Raw genomic sequence first — 17,014 nt, forward strand, 5'->3', positions numbered from 1 at the left:
AGGAGAGTCGCCATGAATTATTTGTGCCCGGCTTGCAACGGACTTGCAGCTCTTGCTAAAGAATGCCCTCGCTGCGGACAGCTACTGTCAGATGCGGGTAGGCTGTATGACTACTATGGGGATTACAGTCCGTACCGTGAAATAGATGATGCAAAAATGGACAATGGCTATCCGGATCGTCACAATCATCAATGCCTGCATACAGGCTGGTGCCCCCACTGTCAGGAGGAGCATATGATCATTGTGCAGGAATGGACACCCGCTATGCTGGAGCAGCTATTCACGTAAAAAGGACGTGCCTCTTGGTCACGTCCTTTTCTCCCTTGTTGGCTACTTCTTTTTTTCCTTTAGCTTCTGTGCCAGGCGCTCATTTTTTGATTTCAGCTGCTCCAGCATTTTTGGCAGTGTTTCTTTGATTTTCGCTGCATCACCAGACTCAATCGCTGCATTGAATTCCTCGCGAGTCTGCTTGTACTGCTCCATGCGTGCACGTCTCGCATCATTGTCATCATTTTTGCCTTGCTCATCCATTTTCTTTTCTTTCGGATCGTCACTATTGGCACTGCGGGCTGCTTCGAGCTCATTCATCAGACGCTCTCTTTCCTTGAAAGCGGCTTGCCATTCTCCCACACTATTTGGTGTATACTTTTCAGCCAGCAAGGTCATGTACATTTTTTGGTGTGCGCCACTGTGCATGCCGTGAAACTTTTTGGCGTGATCGCCGTGATCTCGGTGCGATGGCTTCACGCTATCCATTGAATAAGAAAGCGCTGAATGCGATGCTGCCTGAACGACACCTGGAAGCGCCATGCTCACCCCCAAGATCGCTGCTACCATTCCTCTTTTCCAATGCTTCATTTCGTTCACTCCTTTTTACAACCTTTTCCTCCTTACCATGCGCAACAATCGGAAAAATCATGTATGAAAAAGTGAAAAAGGCCCACCCGCGTACGCCAGGTGAACCTTTCTGTTCATTACTTATCTTCTTTTCGCAGGTTATGTCCTGTATTTTCCCCCGTTTTGGGAGGTGTACTGCGAGATCCGGCTGAAGCCTCCGTTGGTCGTTTATCCTTGTTGTTGTGCTTCGACATGTGCGATCTCCCCTTGGGTGCTTGGCTTATGTGCTACTCAGGTAGTATGTCCGCGAAAATGGAAAAACACCCTGACCCGCAATGCAGGCCAAAGTGTTTGGGTGTTTGAGTGTAGCTCTTATGGAAAGGAAGCTATTTATTTTACAACGAGTTTCGCAACCATTTTGCCATGGTCTGGTCCGCAAATAACGTTGCAAAAAATGGTGTATTCACCAGCTTCATCAATCTTCATTGTTTTGCTGCCTTCTTTTTGAATATCTACATCCAGGCCTTGGATCCCGATTCCATGGAAGCCTTCAGCCGATTTGAAGTTGATGGTGAACTCTTCGCCAGCCTTCACTTCAAATGTATCTTGATTGAATTTCCAGTTGCTCGCTTCAATGTTAACCGCTGTGCCCGATGTCGCTGCAGGAGTTGCGGAATTGCCGCTTGCCGCCTGATCCTTGCTTTCTCCACCACATGCTGTCATCAACATTGCGGACAGTGCAACTGCTGAAACCAACAGACCCCATTTTTTGTTCACTTACGACCCCTTCTTTCTACTTGTTCTACACTACCATTGTACTGAAAAGAAGTCGTCCAAAATCTGGAATCCATGACGTATTGGTGACGAATTGGCTAACGATTGATGAACATTCTTCCAGGCTCGCTCGATTATTCGACGGGCAGCTGAATTTGATAGATTTTCGTAGGGCGTCCGCGCAGCTTCTCCTGTTTTTTATACAAAACATGGGCAACGCCTTTTTCCTCGAGTCGATTGAGCATCCGATTCGCGCTTCGTACCGTGACCCCGAGATGGTAGGCAAGCTCATCGGCTGTCAGCTCGTTACTCTCCGTTTTGGCTAGTACCGCCAATATTTTTTGGAGCTGAAGCGTAGACAAATCTGTCGCTTCGCTCAGCCGCTGGATGGTGTCGTTCATTTGATTTCGGTAGTGGAGACAATTTTCCTCGCCGAGCGGTCCAATAATCTGATCACTGTCGGTCACAATGAACGTACCTGGCGTTTGATTTGCTGCAGACATGCCATTGGCAGCTTGTGCATTGGTCCGTGCCTTGTACATGCTGTTGCCGACGCCCCACCCGATATGCACGGGAAACGGAAGCGTTTTTTCCAAATAGGCAAGCAGCAAGCATTGGGTGAGGTTGTCGGTTAGCAGTTTAATGTCTTTAAACGAACTGATAATCTCAAAGCTCTTGTTCGATTTTTGGATTAAAAACGGAACCCGTTTCTCCGTACTGAACTCCAAAAGCGATTTGTGCAGCAGCATTTGCCGCAGCTCCCACTCGTTCAAGCTCTCTTTTTCTCCCCCTACTTGTCCGATCGTAATATGGCCAATCGCAATGCGGCTCTCCGCCAGCTTAATAGCAGCCAGCTCCGTAATGATTTGCTCAAACTGCGACACGATGGAATCAGGGGAAGGGAAGACATACAGATGCGGTACGCCGTTTCGGTCCAGCTCGGGCACGATATTGCTCAAGCGGGTCAGGGACAAGTCAATTTTGCCTTCCTGCCTCAGGCGAATATGCTCATTCAGTACCGCCTCATAGATTTCATCGTTTACTACAAACCCTTTTAGTGTATACGGCATGGCGGCTTCCTCGAAAATATCGGTGAGCCCCAGAAAATTGTTCTGCTGATTAATAAAGTCGATATACACCCGTGAAAAATCCATATCTCGATTCCGCAGGGTCAGCTGAAACAGCTTTTTATAAAACTCCTGCTCACTGATCTGAAACGTATACGTCGGTATGGAGAAGCTGCCCCACTCCTGCATGAGATACGCATAAGCCAATTCGGTTAGGACGAAACCGTCGACACTTTGCTCATTTTGTCTGTACAGCTCTGGCGTTTCATGCAAGCGCTGATAGGGCAGCATGACAACCTCACAATTTTCCTGAACACGCGCAGGTACCGATACCAATTCGGTTAAAGAGTGCTGGGCAATAATGGCACCCAATCGGATCATAAGAAATCCCTCCTTCCACTCACTTGACCATTATAGGAGATTTAGACCTCTTTGAAAATATTTTGAAAAGACTTGAAATGTCAAAAAGTTTGTTTTAAAGTTATTTTTAGAAATCGTCTTTATTATGTCCAAAAATAAAATTACGATTTCGCTCATTTACATAAGGTGGTGGTGTTCCCTTTCGCCTGCATAGAGAATCGCTTTTTTTGTACACAACCGTGAAAACGCTAACAAGGGGGTCTTATGATGAATACCGCTGCTACTGTAAACAGCAAAAACAAGTACCTGGTCCTTGGTCTTCTGTGCCTTGGATGGATTATCAACTATTTTGATAAAGTTGCCATAAATGTAGCCGTCATTCCTATTTCCCAAGAGTTTGGTCTATCCGAAACACAGGTTGGCCTTATTCTCAGCAGCTTCTTCCTTAGTTATGCAATTATGCAGCCGATTGGGGGCACTCTGGCTGACAAATTCGGATCACGCAAGGTCATCATCATATCCGTTGTTGGCTGGTCCTTGTTTACGATTCTGACGGGTACGGCCTGGTCGTTCCTCTCCCTCATCATTATTCGCTTCTTGTTCGGGATCGGTGAAGGCAGTTATCCCTCAGCCAGCTCTGTTGCGGTAGCCGAAAGCTTCCCACAGCATGAGCGTGCCCGCGCCAAATCCATCTTGACCTCCGCTACAACCATTGGTGGTGTACTCGCGACTCTGGTAGCCGCCAGCTTGTCCAAGAGCTTTGGCTGGCAATCGATGTTCGTCATTCTCGGGATAGTTGGTCTGATTCTCGCCCTGTTGTACGCCAAATTCTTGCATCCAACAGGATCACAAGCTGCTGCTGCCAAGAGAACGGTTGCAAAGCTGCCTTTGCGCAAGCTGTTGAAAATTTCTATGCTCTGGAAGCTGATGGCGATTTACTTCGGTATCTCGATGGTGACGTGGGGCATGATGTCCTGGATGCCTACCTACATGGTAAAGGTTCGTCATCTTGATATGGTATCCATGGGTGCTCTCGCTTCGATTCCAGCGATTCTCTCCTTTGTGACGGTCTTGCTCACCGGATGGCTGCTGGACAAACGCATGGTAGGACGCGAAAGACTGTTAATTGTAATCGGTTCGTTTATCGGCATCATTTCGCTTTATCTCATGTCAAAAGCTCCTACCGTAACATTGGTTGTCGCTTATCAAGCGCTTGCGAATGTCGGTCTTGCCGCAGCAGTAACCACGACACTGACAATGCCACTGAAGTACATCGATCCTTCTTCTGTCGGTGCTGCGTCCGGCTTGATCTATCTCGGTGGACAAACGGCAGGGGTCATCGCGCCAACAGCCATGGGCTTTATGATTCAGCAGTTCAACGGCTCCTATGATGCAGCGTTCTGGTTGTTGATCATTGCGGTATTCATACCATTTGTAGTGGGCATGACGCTTCGTACCACAGCACAAGTTGGAAATGAGCCACCAGCCAAGGTCAGCACCAGCAATTAAACGCGAATAGCAAAAATCTAGAGAAGCAGCGAGGTGTTCTCCATGTTTAATCGTCAACGAATTGCCGAAATCATCGATCAAAAAAGTGAACTCTTCACAAATGTAAGCGACCGTATCTGGGAGTATGCAGAGACTCGATTTGAGGAGTTTCGTTCCGCGGAGCTGCTCTGCAAGACCTTGGAAGCAGAAGGCTTTACCGTAGAGAAAGGCGTAGCCGGAATTGAAACCGCTTTTATCGGCAGCTATGGCAGTGGCAGTCCGGTTATCGCCATCCTGGGTGAATATGATGCCCTCTCAGGACTGAGCCAGGAGCGTGGCAATGCTACTCATCAGCCCATTGTCGCAGGTGGTAACGGACATGGCTGCGGTCATAATCTGCTCGGATCAGGCTCTCTGGCAGCGGCAGTCGCTATTCGTCACTACATGGAGGAAAACGGGATCAAAGGGACCGTGCGTTACTATGGCTGCCCAGCGGAGGAAGGCGGATCGGGAAAAGCGTATATGGCCCGCGAAGGCTTGTTCAATGATGCCGATTTTGCGATTTGCTGGCATCCACAGACCTTCAATACACTCATGTCCGTCAGCAGTCTTGCCAACTACCAAGTCTATTTCAAATTCAAGGGCAAAGCCGCTCATGCCGCAGCCGCACCTCATCTCGGACGTAGCGCACTGGATGCAGTAGAGCTGATGAATATCGGCGTCAACTACTTGCGCGAGCATATCATTCCTGAAGCTCGTATTCACTACGCCATTACCAACAGCGGTGGCTTCTCACCGAATGTCGTCCAGGCGGAAGCAGATGTACTCTACCTGATCCGCGCACCAAAAACACAGCAGGTAGAAGAAATTTATCAGCGCGTTTGCCAAATTGCACGCGGTGCTGCCATGATGACCGAGACGGCTGTCGATATCATTTTTGACAAAGCCTGCTCCAATCTCATCCCGAATCAGACGATGGAACGCGTCATGTACAGCAACTTTACTGAGCTGGGAGTACCTGAATTCGACCAGAACGAAATCGATTTCGCCCGTCAAATTCGCACGACAATTCCTGATTCAGATAAAAACAGTGAGCTGCAAATGATTTCCAAGGTGCTGGGCGCCAGAGGAAAAGACTTGTCTGAGCAATTGAAAAATCAAGAGCTGTCCAGCATTTTGATGCCGCTCATGCCAGCAGCAAGACTCATGTCTGGTTCTACCGATGTTGGGGACGTCAGCTGGATCATTCCGACTGTTCAATGCTCAACAACCTGCTTCGCTATGGGTACGCAGCTCCACTCGTGGCAAGCGGTTGCCCAGGGAGGCACCTCAATCGGACATAAAGGCATGCTCCACGCTGGAAAAATCATGGCGGCTACTGCGATCGAGATGTTGCTGAGCCCAGAGCTCATCGCCGAAGCAAAAGCAGAGCTTGTTGAAAAGCTCGATGGTACGACGTATGTCTGCCCTATTCCTGCCGACATCAAGCCAGCAGCCCGCAGGTAAGCTATTTTACTCGACATACAATCAAAGAACATAAGCAGGAAGCCCTTGTCGTTGCATACTTGGCAACAGCAAGGGCTTCTCAGTCTGGCTGATGATGATTTATCTGGTAGACCGTCACTTCGGGGAAGCAGAACAAGCGAACAGGCAGCTTTGCTGTTCCTAATCCACGGCTGATGCTGAATAAACCGACCGCTTCATCCTTTTTTTGTCCAAGGTGAAAATGCCTGTATACCGCACCCCCTAACGGTTTTCCAAACAGCCGGATTTGTCCACCATGGGTATGACCCGTCAAAAGTAAGTCGGCCTTTAGCCCATTATGATAAATCGATGTAATGATATTCGGAGAATGAGCGAGAAAGACAGTCAGGCTGGCTTGCGCCGAATCGTCCCACACATACCGTTCATTTCCGTAGGTAGAATTGTCAAAGCCGTAGATCAGAATCTGGCTCGCACCAATCGGTATCAATCGGCCTTCATACTCCAACACGATCATGTGCTTTGCCCACGCCTTCTTGTTCTCAGCGTAAGCTTCAGCCGAATATAGCCTTTTGTGAAAGCACCTTACTTCCTCCCGTTCATAGTTTCCCGGAACGAAATAAATGCCGTATCCCTTGTCGACTCGCGACAGCTCCATCAGCACCTCATCCAGTTGACTGTTGTTCTGCGTCAAATCCCCTGTCACCAGCACCAGATCAGGATGATGACGGTTGACCAACCGATGCAGTGGTCCGTTTAAAAAGCGTGTGCGTCCATGCAGATCCGTAAGATGGACGAGAGTAAGTCGGGGCACGCCAGGTACTGACGTGGATATCGTTGTTGTTTTCACATACAACGTGTGAATAAGGCAGAATGCAGTCCCTATTCCTGCACAGGCGAGTACAAGTAGAGCTATCACCATTGGAAACTTTCCCCTTTTCCTCTCGTCTTATTGTTGATGGGAGTGATCAATCTTGCAACGACGTAACGTTTTCGCCGTTTTATTCGCGTTCTTTGTTTCCTCCTCCTTCTTTTTCCAGGGAATCCCTGCTCATGCATGCAGCTGTAGCACTCCCTCTGCCCAAGAAGCCATCCAGCAATCACCAGCCATTTTTTCCGGAAAAGTCACCCAAGTCAAAGAAACAAATGATTGGCGTGAATGGATACCATTTTCTAAGCAGCCCGTTCGTGGAGGCTTCGATGTTGTGCTGGACGTCCAAACTACATGGAAGGGCATGGATCAAACCCAAGTCCTCATCTTCACAGAGGACTTGGGTCTCAGCTGCGGTTTCCCCTTTGAGGTGGGGAGAGAATACCTCGTTTACGCTTCCTATTGGGATAGAGATGTGCTTGAAACGCATATTTGCAGCCGAACGGCAGAGTTAATCAACGCCACTGACGACTTGCAGGTTTTGGGGTCAGGTAATCCACCCAGTCATTCTGTTGAAATTGTCTGGACGCAAAGACTCATCCCGTACGGCGCGATCGGCATCTTGATTCTCGCCGGTGTTGCGATTTTATTTCTCGCAATCCAAAAAAAGCGGAGAAATACTTGATGACGTCCCCGCTATGTTTATTCCTGCAAATATTGCTCCGCTCGGTACTTCGCCAAATTGAAGGACTGCCAGCTTCTTTCATCCTGTAGGACCTCTCTTTTGTATTTCAGCACATCTTGCATGGAATCTCCCACCGATTGATCCCGGGTCAGCTCCATGATGACAGGGACAGCGTCATACGAGAGCCTGGTCAAATATTCGATATCGATACTTCCCGTCATGTAGTAGCGATTGAGGTTGTTCTTCGCGATCATCGCATCCATATTCATGTAATTCAGCACCACATAGCCGATCAACGCCACGACAGCATAAGAACGGATCAATGAAAATCCGTTGCGCCATATTTTAATCAGCGCAATCACGAACAGCACGAACAAGAAAATCATGAACGCATGAGCGAGCAACCGCGAATGTGTATACCCATACGCTTCCTCATAGAGTGACAGGCGAAAATATGCCGAGAACAGCATGAAGCTCGTACAAACGGTCAGCAAGCTAAGCAAAATCTGGATCATCCGATACAGAAGAGGCTTCGCCCGTGATGCCAGATGCATCGTGCTAAGCAAAATCATGAAATTGATTATCGTCACGGTAACCAGCTCATTAAATCCGTTCTTGGCGTATTCGGCATACGTCATCTCGGCTGGAAGTACCGTCTCCTGACCGCTAAACAAATATGAGATTTGGATAAAGACAAACGCAGCATACACCACATTGATGATCGTCAAGAGGGTTACCAAAATAATGCCGTCCCAGACGATCTTGTTCTTCTCTCCTTCCTTCACTGGGAGTGCTACTGTCGCCTCCCGTGGTCCAAATAACGTATACAAATACCCGAAGAAGACGAGAGCAAACAGACCGATCAAAAACAAGCGAAATAACAGCTCAGCCGTATCCCAGTCAAACAGCATGCTCGGAATTTCCGTTAAAAAGTAGCTAAACACCGAGTCCGCGTGTGATAACAATCCGAGCACTACTAATAGGATCGGCAATGAGATCCCCATCCCCGCAAGCACCTTTGTCATGACACCATATTTTTCGCGATCCACTCTGGCCTTGATCCATTCCTTTGCCATCACAAACGGCAATCGCGCGTACTTCAGTGTATAAAGCAGCACAGCTTCCAAGACTTCTCCTACAAAGCCAAGCGTGTACCATTTCGAGTGGTGCCTTTCAGTAAGCAGCATCGTCTGAACAACGAACAAAAACGCTACCAGCACAAAATTGATCAAGTGAAAAAATTCATTGGCATACAGAAAAAACGTAAATGTCAGCATGAGAATCGGCACAGTCAATAGCCATGCAAAAGCATGTCCTGATGTTATCGTCAATGGAATACGCTTACGTGCTCGCCAGAAAAAAAGAGCATACATCGCAAGCAAAAATAGTGGATAGGAAATGCCAAACGCTTTTCCGTAAAACAAGAAATCGCCGAGAAAGCCGATGCAAAGCGCTCCCCAAAACAGCCTCCGATAACCTGCCAGTCCCTGTATCCCATCCGCCACTGTGTTTCACTCCTTATGTACACGATCATGTAAAAGCGAAAAGAGCAGTCCCATAGGAACTGCCCTTGTAAGTACGTGGAAGATGATGGAAAGGATACGCTTACAGCTTTTCGGCAATCTTCAATAAATCCTCCTTGGTTATGTCAGGCTCCATCGTTCTGACTTCTATCAGTCTCTTTTTATCATCTTGGTAAAATTGAACGTACTTTGCTTCCTTGTCCTTTAGCTTACGTACGTGATACAACGCTTCTTTTTTCTGTACGGTTACCTTTTCCACCGTTTCATCAGGGCCCGCCTCATCACTTACCCATTTCATATTTTCAAAATTGGTCAGGGTGAGCATGACCTCTCCTTTGTTGTGCTTGTACGTTAGATACAAGTATTGAACGTTGGGATTGGCAGGCAATTCTCGAACAACCACATTCTTATTGTCCCGTTCGGCTTCCTTGATCATTTCGTCAAACAGCTCCTGCATGCTACCGCTCAATTGATGATTAATATGTCCCTCAGCAAATTTATATCCTCCAACAAGCTCTTCAGGTATTTCAAAAAAGGTACCTACCTTCGTTTGTAACTCAGATTGAACTGATATAAAACTCGGAATTTCCATAAAGCTTACATTTTTATCCGGATTATCTGGTCCAGCAATATAGACCGCTACCCTTGCTCCCGGCTGTAAGTTTTCGCGAATTTGGTTCACGATTTCAATTCTGTTGCCAGAATATTCACGTTTCGACTCAGTAGTCTCATTTATTCTCACCACTGCTTCTCCTTGGTCATTCTTCAATTCATACACCTTCATGGCTGCAAATGCAGTCGTCCCCCCAAGCACAAGCGTAGCAGCAACAATTAACCCGATTCGTTTTTTCACTGAGATTGCCTCCCTTTGTTTTTTTCGTTCATGCAATTTTTGAAGGACCTGATCTTTGACATCGAAGTCATCGTCAACCACATCCATCAGTTGTCGTTTCCATTCACTGGACTGCTGAGATCGTGTCATGATCATCACCACCTTCTACTGTGAGCATGTGCGACTTACATTTTTTCAAGGCCCGTTCAAACTGCTTTCGCAGCGCTGCCGGTTTTTTATTGAACAGTATGGATAGCTCGTCATAGTTCTTGTCTTCGACGACACGCAAAATGACGAGATTGCGCTCGCTTGCGGATAGCTTTAACAAGGCTTGATGCAATGGATTGCTCAAATACTCCTGATCGATTCGCCTCTCACCTTCATGATGGCTGACCGTAGGAAGTCCCGTTTTCAAAAAGGTAACAATGCGCCCCAGCTTCGCTCTTTTTAGCTGATTCAGACAATGATGATAGGCAATTTTGTACAGCCATGCCGAAAACGAAACCACACTGCGATACGTGTCGATTTGCTCATAGGCTTTGAAAAATACCTCCTGCACCGCGTCCTCGGCCTCTTGTCTATGTCCGAGCATATGATAGCAATAGACAAATAACGGCTTTTGCATGGCATCGATGATGACTCCGAACTGATCTATATCTCCTGCCTTTACCTCCTTTATCGCTCGTTCCAAATCGTTCTTGTCCAAGCCTGCTCACCTCCGATTGACATGTATAACAAACAACAAAACCATTTTGTGACACTTTAAAAACCATTTTTTCTGATCAAACAAAAAAAAGACCTCCCCGACACATGTAGCTCGCTACATAGTCGCAAGAGGTCTTTTGAACCACTTCTATGGTACTAATCGTCACATTTTTCTTCTTTGCCTTTTGCCAATGCTGTCTTGAACGATGACCCACAGCCACAGGAAGCAATCGCATTCGGATTTTCAATGGAGAATCCGCCGCCCATCATGGACTCCTTGTAGTCGATTTCAGTTCCTTTAATGTATAGATAGCTGTCCTTGTCGACAACAATTTTTACACCATGCTGCTCGAAGGTCTCGTCGCCTTCCTTCATCTCGTGATCCCAGCCCATACCATAGGTAAAGCCGCTGCAACCACCCGGTCTGACACCCACACGCAAAAACGAGCCTTCCTTGCCTTCTGCCGCCAACATTTCCTTGACCTTGTGGCTGGCTTGCTCTGTCAATGTAATCATGCTACTATCACTCCTTTGCAGGCTTACTTCTGGTTCCCTTGTTTCTTACTTATCTTCAGTATACAAAGAAGCTCCCTTTCCCACAAGGTTACCCTGCACTTGTGGCGCCCATTCTTGGCGGAAAAAACAAAAAAAGAGGGTTTCCCCCTCCCTACGCAAAAAAAGCTTTGTTTTCCAGCAAGTAAAAACGGTATGGATTTTTTCGGCTACCGGCCTTAGACAGATTATGATGATCTATCTGGTTCAGTTCGTTGTGTAGTTGATCAATTTGTATACTGTATTCTAGGACTTCTGGATGATCTAACCCAAACTCTAACCCTATATTTACCATACGCTGTCGAAGGAGTTCGATTTTTTCGAGTAAAACGTCCCGCATTATGAAGCTCCTCCTAATTCTAGTTCAGGCTTTCTTACCTATATTTTACAAGATCTGCTACGTTTTCGCAAACATAATTTCCCACTTTCCCCAAAAAACAAACGGCATTTGACGGGAAATGTTAGAATTTTACAGCTTGCAGTTGGAGAACTTATGATATTGTTCGCAAATCCTAAGAGGTTTATAATATAGGTGCCTTGTTGCCCGAGATTTTCTCTATTTATTAGTGATTTCTCCATCCCCAGAACGCTCAAAATTGGGGTAAAAATGCGACGAAGTCACTAGCTACGACGACTATTTGATTGGGAAAGGAAGTGTTTGGAATGGCGGTTGAAACCTTAGCCATCCAAGATAAATCGCTCGCCGGAATCGCAGAAAAAGTCATGCACGGCGAACGTCTCACGCTCGAAGACGGTGTCACCCTGTTCAACTCTAACGATTTGCTCACGATTGGGCAATTGGCAAACATTGTCAATTATCGTAAAAATCAAGACAATGTCTACTTCCTGCAAAACCTGTATATCAACCCTACAAACGTTTGCGAAGCTCACTGTAAATTCTGTGGGTTCCGACGTGATGAAGGTGAAGACGGCGCTTACACAATGAACATGGAAGAACTGCTTCATTATGTAGAAACGCGTTTTCATCCTGGCATCCGCGAGTTCCACATTGTAGGCGGACATAACCAGCACCAACCGTTTGAATACTATCTCGATACACTTCGCACCTTGAAAAAAGCGTATCCCGATGTAACGATCAAATCTTATACCGGTGCGGAAATTGAATTCTTTTCCCGCATCTCTGGCCTCTCCATCCGCGAAGTGCTGCAAGAGCTGATGAAAGCTGGTCTGCAAAGCTTGACAGGTGGCGGCGCAGAAATTTTGACAGAGCGTTACCGCATGAAAATGAGCCCGGAGAAAGCAAGCACAGACATGTACCTGCAAGTACACCGTATAGCTCATGAGCTCGGCTTGAAAACCCACACTACCATGCTGTACGGCTCGATTGAAACACTGGAAGAGCGTGTGATCCACATGATGCGTCTTCGCGAGCTGCAAGACGACACAAACGGCTTCATGGTATTTATTCCGCTTGCAGTGCAACCGATCAAAGCAACTGCTGGTATCAAACGTCGCAACTCCGCTATCGACGACTTGAAAACGATGGCGATCAGCCGTTTGATGCTCGACAACTTCCAACATATCAAAGCGTACTTCATCAACATCGGTACACAGTTGACACAGCTTTCTCTGACTATGGGTATTTCTGATGCACACGGAACCCTCATTGAGGAGCGCATCAGCCACTCTGCCGGTGCACTTACGCAGCAAGCTCTGACTGTGGATGAGCTGGTATGGCTGATCAAAGGCGCTGGCAAACGCGCTCTGGAACGTGATACCTTCTATAACGTCATCAAAGAACACTAATCATCATTCAAGCAAAAAAGCTGATGCCCGCATGCAAGATCGGCATCAGCTTTTTTTACGTGTAAGAATTGATAAGCACAACGCTTATGAATTCTGGAGCGCATACAAACTTTCCTCTAAAACGCGGTCGATCTTCTTATAGGAAGCCTCGATAGAGGTTTTTTTATTTTTCATGTCCATGTGTTCTGCTCGGAACAAAATGAACATCCTAATGAAATCTCCTATAATGGAAAAAGAGCATCCAGCTCGTCTTGTTCCCGCAGCTTGTTCTTAATTTTGGCAAGCAGCTCTTCAGCTGTCGGAGCCTGGATCAAATTACCGTTTACGAGCGCAAAAGGCAGCATGTAGCACTCTCCACAGTAACCAAGGCAACCGTACTCCAGTACATCGACATCCAGCTCCGGATCATTTTCGAGCGCATCGACAACCGATTGCGTATAAGAAGAGACGTTGCTCGCGCAAAATTCTACTAACGGTTTCATATTCCTCACCTACCGATTATTTCGACATTGTTACGCTCTATATTGTATCGTGTCTGCGGGAAAAATCCAGCGACGAATGTGGGAAAAAGATTCTGCTTGCATTTTTGCTGAAAGAGACTAAAAATAGAGTGGGTGCTGTAGAACTGATGGGTTCCAACACGTTTTGGAGGAGCCTTCGTTGCCCTTGCGAGAGATAGGGCATAATTACTGAATTCCTGTCTGTCAAAAGCGGACAGAAGAAAGGACTAGACCTTCTATGAAACGACTTGTGATCCTTGGTGGAGGATACGGGGGTCTTCGAATTATTGAGCGAGTCCTGTCCCCTGATTTACCAGACGACGTGTTTATCACCCTTGTAGACAGAATGCCATTTCACGGCTTGAAAACAGAGTACTACGCTCTGGCTGCAGGGACGACGCCGGAATCTCACTTGCGTGTCACGTTTCCAAACGATCCTCGCCTGACTATTAAGTACGGCGAAATTACAGGATTGGAATTGGACGAGCAGGTCGTCAATTTTGCAAACGGGGACACCCTCTCCTACGATTGGCTCGTTATTGGCTTAGGCTGTGAGGACCGTTATCATGATATCCCTGGTGCGGATCAGTATACCTGTTCCATCCAAACTATGGGAGCTACGCGCAATACTTACTCGGAAATTAACAACGTGAATCCGTACGGAACCGTTACAGTAGTCGGAGGAGGACTGAGCGGCGTAGAAATGGCTGCCGAGCTGCGTGAAAGCCGTCCTGACCTGAACGTACGTATCATTGACCGCGGACAAAGCATTCTGAGTCCATTCCCGAAAAAGCTGCAGGAATATGCGTCCCAATGGTTTATCGAGCATGAAGTACAGCTCGTGTCCATGGCAAGCGTGACAAGTATTGAGCCTGGAGTGGTATTCAACCATAATCAGCCAGTAGAAAGCGACGTAATCGTCTGGACCGCTGGTATCCAAGCCAATCGCATTGTACGCTCTCTCCCCATCGAAGCCGACAACATTGGACGGGCTAAATTAAATCAATATCATCAAATTCCAACCCATACGAACGTCTACGTCGTCGGCGACTGTGCGAGTACGATCATCGCACCAAGCGCTCAAACGGCTGAAATACAAGGCGAGCAGATTGCCCTCATGCTGAGAAAAGACATCAAAGGCGAAGAATACCCTGCGTCTCTGCCTGCTCTCAAGCACAAAGGCTTCCTTGGCTCACTTGGTAAAAAAGAAGGCTTCGCGAGCATGGGAAAAATGTCTCTGGTTGGCCAGATGGCTCGCGTCATCAAAAGTGGACAGCTGTGGATGTACAAAAAGCATATGGGATAATGCCTGTATAAGCTAAAGCCTGTTGGCCCTATGGTCAAACAGGTTTTCTTTTTGTACAATCCAGGAGAGGGAGGTGGATTTTTCCAAGTGAATGATTATATTCAAACGATGCGCAGTATGATTGGACATGAAAGATTGATTACGGTCGGCTGCGGTGCCATTATTGAGGACGAAGAGGGACGAATTCTGCTGCAAAGACGCAAGGATCAGAATAATTGGTGTTTGCCAGGCGGCCTTATGGAGATTGGCGAGACCTTCATGGAGACACTGCACAGGGAGGTCCTGGAGGAAACCGATTTGATCATCGAGGGGCCTGAGTTGTTTGGGATTTATTCGGGGGACATCGGTCTTCGCGAGTATCCAAACGGTGACAAAATTTTCAGCGTGCAGATCATTTTTCGCGTAACCTCTTATCATGGCGAGCTTAAACAGGAAGGCTTGGAAAGCTCCGAGCATCGCTTCTTTCCAAGAGACAGCCTCCCGCAACCGCTCAATCCCGGTCAAGCCGCATTTATTCTCGATTGGGCGGAAGGTTTAAAGGCACCCATCGTCAGATAATTGAGATAACAAAACAAAAGCAAAGGCTTATTCCCGCTGAAAAGCACCGGAATAAGCCTTCTTTGATTTGGCACGGAGAGAATCGCTTTCTTAAGCACCTCGAAACCGAAACCGTATCGGGCATTACAAAACGAAAAACAAAAAGCGCAGGACTTCGTTATAATCGTTTGTTTCGTATTCAACCGTTTTGGCACCTGTCTGCTTGGCACCCGGATAGAACGAGCCACGGTAGGCCAAATAGTGCTCACGGAAGGCGATCTCTACGTGAAACGATTCAGGCAGATCAACCTTGTACTTGCTCAAATCATCGGAGAGTACGGCCTGTACCTGCTCCTTGATCTTTTTGAGTGCGACATTCGGATGGATGGAAATAGAAGCATTGCCGATCCCTTCGCTTACGGGAACCGTTTTAATATGCGCGTTGATTTTCAAGGCGTCTTCGCAAATCATCTTGTCTCCGGTTGCCAGGAGGACGGGAACGCCCATGGATGCGGCGGTATAGGCATTGATCAACATCTCGCTGGCGATCTCACCGTTGATCTTCACATACTCATTTTGCATGTTCATCGTGTGCGCAAGCGGGTTTCCATTAGCCCCTGCCGCCGAGTGATAGCCGATAAAGAATACGCCGTCAAAGCTGTCATCCAGTCCCGCCATCATCGAGTACGGATCGCGCGTCCAGCCCCGCAAAATTTTCACTTGCTCTGGCAGCTTTGACGGGTCCAAATTTCTCGCTGTGCTATGAGCATCCTTGATCAAAATATCTTCTGCCCCTGACGCGATTGCCGCTTCGCAAGCGGCATTCACTTCTTTGGTCATTTGCTCGGTAAAATATTTGCTAAACGAGCTCTCAATATCCGCTTCACTCCAGTTGACGATTCCAGCTACCCCTTCCAAATCTGCGCTAATGAACAATTTCATACAGATACCTCCCTTTGTTTGTATTGAATGGAAGCTTCCACAAACGCACGAAACAGCTTCAGGAACATCGGATGCCGCTTGGTCATACATTCTGGATGCCATTGAACGCCCAATAAAAACCGTTCCTCTGTGCTCTCTACCGCCTCCACAATACCATCCTCAGAGTACGCTGTCGCGATTAGATTTCGTCCCAGCTGTTTGACAGACTGATGGTGAAAGGAGTTCGTGAAAATCCGCTCCTCGCCAAAAATGTCGTAGAGACGTGTGTCCTTTTTGATCTGCACCGCATGATAAAATTCATCAGAGGCCGTATGCTCAGGTGAATGCCCCAGTGTGCCCGGGCATTGACTGTATATATCCTGATAGAGGCTTCCCTCCATCGCTACGTTGATCAATTGGATGCCGCGGCAGATGCCAAAGATCGGCATTTTCTTCTCATAGGCATTTTGGAAAAGCGAAAACTCATACTCGTCTCGGATCGTCGACATCGAATGCAGCTCTCTAACCGGGTTCTCTCCATAATAGTAAGGAGCAATATCGTTTCCTCCTGAGAAAAGAATACCGTCTACCATCCCTATGTAATCCTCGTAGTTCGACTCATTTGAAACGATGGGAATAGTGACTGGCAAGCCCCCCGCCGCATAAATGGAATCAATGTAGTTACGAGATACCGTACTGTACTTGGAAGCCTCGGATAAAAATGTCGTTACGCCAATAATCGGTTTCATGTTTGCTACTCCCTCAAGAGGCAGGGCCGAAAAGCCATCGCTTCCCGACCCTCCCCTG

19 protein-coding genes are annotated in these 17,014 nt (G+C 47.3%); 7 read left to right on the forward strand and 12 right to left on the reverse strand.

Annotated elements, in window-relative coordinates; genetic code table 11:
* Positions 1-12: 12 nt before the first annotated feature.
* On the forward strand, positions 13-288 hold the full coding sequence (locus ADS79_RS27125; RefSeq protein WP_049741573.1) for a hypothetical protein: 276 nt from the start codon (positions 13-15) through the stop codon (positions 286-288).
* Between the two features lie 42 nt (positions 289-330).
* On the opposite strand, the gene ADS79_RS27130 is transcribed toward ADS79_RS27125, so the two are convergent.
* The 3 genes from ADS79_RS27130 to ADS79_RS27140 all read right to left on the reverse strand — a co-directional run bounded on the left by ADS79_RS27130 (position 331) and on the right by ADS79_RS27140 (position 3,059).
* On the reverse strand, positions 331-858 hold the full coding sequence (locus tag ADS79_RS27130) for a hypothetical protein (RefSeq protein WP_049741574.1): 528 nt from the start codon (positions 856-858) through the stop codon (positions 331-333).
* A gap of 369 nt (positions 859-1,227) precedes the next feature.
* Positions 1,228-1,614 carry a cupredoxin domain-containing protein gene (locus ADS79_RS27135; protein WP_049741575.1) on the reverse strand — a complete coding sequence of 129 codons (387 nt, stop codon included), beginning with the start codon at positions 1,612-1,614 and terminating at the stop codon, positions 1,228-1,230.
* Positions 1,615-1,745: 131 nt separating this feature from the next.
* On the reverse strand, positions 1,746-3,059 hold the full coding sequence (locus ADS79_RS27140) for an HTH domain-containing protein (RefSeq protein ID WP_049741576.1): 1,314 nt from the start codon (positions 3,057-3,059) through the stop codon (positions 1,746-1,748).
* A 246-nt stretch (positions 3,060-3,305) separates the two neighbouring features.
* Between ADS79_RS27140 and ADS79_RS27145 the strand changes: the two genes are divergently transcribed.
* Together ADS79_RS27145 and ADS79_RS27150 are read left to right on the forward strand one after the other, a co-directional pair.
* Complete coding sequence (locus ADS79_RS27145; RefSeq protein WP_049741577.1) at positions 3,306-4,547, forward strand: MFS transporter; 1,242 nt, start codon at positions 3,306-3,308, stop codon at positions 4,545-4,547.
* Between the two features lie 42 nt (positions 4,548-4,589).
* Positions 4,590-6,032 carry a M20 family metallopeptidase gene (locus tag ADS79_RS27150; RefSeq protein WP_049741578.1) on the forward strand — a complete coding sequence of 481 codons (1,443 nt, stop codon included), beginning with the start codon at positions 4,590-4,592 and terminating at the stop codon, positions 6,030-6,032.
* Positions 6,033-6,111: 79 nt separating this feature from the next.
* On the opposite strand, the gene ADS79_RS27155 is transcribed toward ADS79_RS27150, so the two are convergent.
* Complete coding sequence (locus ADS79_RS27155) at positions 6,112-6,930, reverse strand: metallophosphoesterase (RefSeq protein WP_049741579.1); 819 nt, start codon at positions 6,928-6,930, stop codon at positions 6,112-6,114.
* A gap of 52 nt (positions 6,931-6,982) precedes the next feature.
* Between ADS79_RS27155 and ADS79_RS27160 the strand changes: the two genes are divergently transcribed.
* Positions 6,983-7,564: a hypothetical protein gene (locus ADS79_RS27160; protein WP_049741580.1), complete on the forward strand. Its 582-nt coding sequence runs from the start codon at positions 6,983-6,985 to the stop codon at positions 7,562-7,564.
* Between the two features lie 17 nt (positions 7,565-7,581).
* Here the strand turns inward: ADS79_RS27160 and ADS79_RS27165 are convergent, their stop codons facing one another.
* From ADS79_RS27165 to ADS79_RS27185, 5 genes are all read right to left on the reverse strand, one after another.
* Entirely contained in the window at positions 7,582-9,069 is a 1,488-nt protein-coding gene (locus tag ADS79_RS27165; protein ID WP_049741581.1) for a DUF4153 domain-containing protein, read from the reverse strand.
* 100 nt (positions 9,070-9,169) lie between these two features.
* A complete protein-coding gene (locus ADS79_RS27170; protein WP_049741582.1) occupies positions 9,170-10,069 on the reverse strand; it encodes a DUF4367 domain-containing protein in 900 nt (299 codons plus the stop codon).
* Positions 10,044-10,625: an RNA polymerase sigma factor gene (locus tag ADS79_RS27175; RefSeq protein WP_049741583.1), complete on the reverse strand. Its 582-nt coding sequence runs from the start codon at positions 10,623-10,625 to the stop codon at positions 10,044-10,046. The genes ADS79_RS27170 and ADS79_RS27175 overlap by 26 nt, the downstream gene beginning before the upstream one ends.
* Before the next feature lie 155 nt (positions 10,626-10,780).
* On the reverse strand, positions 10,781-11,140 hold the full coding sequence (gene erpA, locus ADS79_RS27180; protein ID WP_049741584.1) for an iron-sulfur cluster insertion protein ErpA: 360 nt from the start codon (positions 11,138-11,140) through the stop codon (positions 10,781-10,783).
* Positions 11,141-11,291: 151 nt separating this feature from the next.
* Positions 11,292-11,516, reverse strand: coding sequence for an aspartyl-phosphate phosphatase Spo0E family protein (locus tag ADS79_RS27185; RefSeq protein WP_049741585.1), 225 nt, complete (start codon positions 11,514-11,516; stop codon positions 11,292-11,294).
* 323 nt (positions 11,517-11,839) lie between these two features.
* Here ADS79_RS27185 and mqnE point away from each other — a divergent pair, with 323 nt between their 5' ends.
* On the forward strand, positions 11,840-12,943 hold the full coding sequence (gene mqnE / locus ADS79_RS27190) for an aminofutalosine synthase MqnE (RefSeq protein ID WP_049741586.1): 1,104 nt from the start codon (positions 11,840-11,842) through the stop codon (positions 12,941-12,943).
* A gap of 221 nt (positions 12,944-13,164) precedes the next feature.
* On the opposite strand, the gene ADS79_RS27195 is transcribed toward mqnE, so the two are convergent.
* Positions 13,165-13,425: a DUF1450 domain-containing protein gene (locus tag ADS79_RS27195; protein WP_049741587.1), complete on the reverse strand. Its 261-nt coding sequence runs from the start codon at positions 13,423-13,425 to the stop codon at positions 13,165-13,167.
* Positions 13,426-13,681: 256 nt separating this feature from the next.
* Here ADS79_RS27195 and ADS79_RS27200 point away from each other — a divergent pair, with 256 nt between their 5' ends.
* Together ADS79_RS27200 and ADS79_RS27205 are read left to right on the forward strand one after the other, a co-directional pair.
* Entirely contained in the window at positions 13,682-14,749 is a 1,068-nt protein-coding gene (locus tag ADS79_RS27200; RefSeq protein ID WP_049741588.1) for an NAD(P)/FAD-dependent oxidoreductase, read from the forward strand.
* A gap of 87 nt (positions 14,750-14,836) precedes the next feature.
* Entirely contained in the window at positions 14,837-15,307 is a 471-nt protein-coding gene (locus ADS79_RS27205) for an NUDIX hydrolase (RefSeq protein ID WP_084766135.1), read from the forward strand.
* A gap of 123 nt (positions 15,308-15,430) precedes the next feature.
* On the opposite strand, the gene ADS79_RS27210 is transcribed toward ADS79_RS27205, so the two are convergent.
* Both ADS79_RS27210 and ADS79_RS27215 read right to left on the reverse strand, forming a co-directional pair.
* A complete protein-coding gene (locus ADS79_RS27210; RefSeq protein WP_049741589.1) occupies positions 15,431-16,228 on the reverse strand; it encodes a M55 family metallopeptidase in 798 nt (265 codons plus the stop codon).
* The gene (locus ADS79_RS27215) at positions 16,225-16,956 is read right to left on the reverse strand and encodes a gamma-glutamyl-gamma-aminobutyrate hydrolase family protein (RefSeq protein WP_049741590.1); all 732 of its coding nucleotides are present in this window, start codon (positions 16,954-16,956) and stop codon (positions 16,225-16,227) included. The genes ADS79_RS27210 and ADS79_RS27215 overlap by 4 nt, the downstream gene beginning before the upstream one ends.
* Positions 16,957-17,014: the final 58 nt, after the last annotated feature.

The sequence above is a fragment of the Brevibacillus reuszeri genome (assembly GCF_001187725.1).
GTDB classification, from domain to species: Bacteria; Bacillota; Bacilli; order Brevibacillales; family Brevibacillaceae; genus Brevibacillus; species Brevibacillus reuszeri.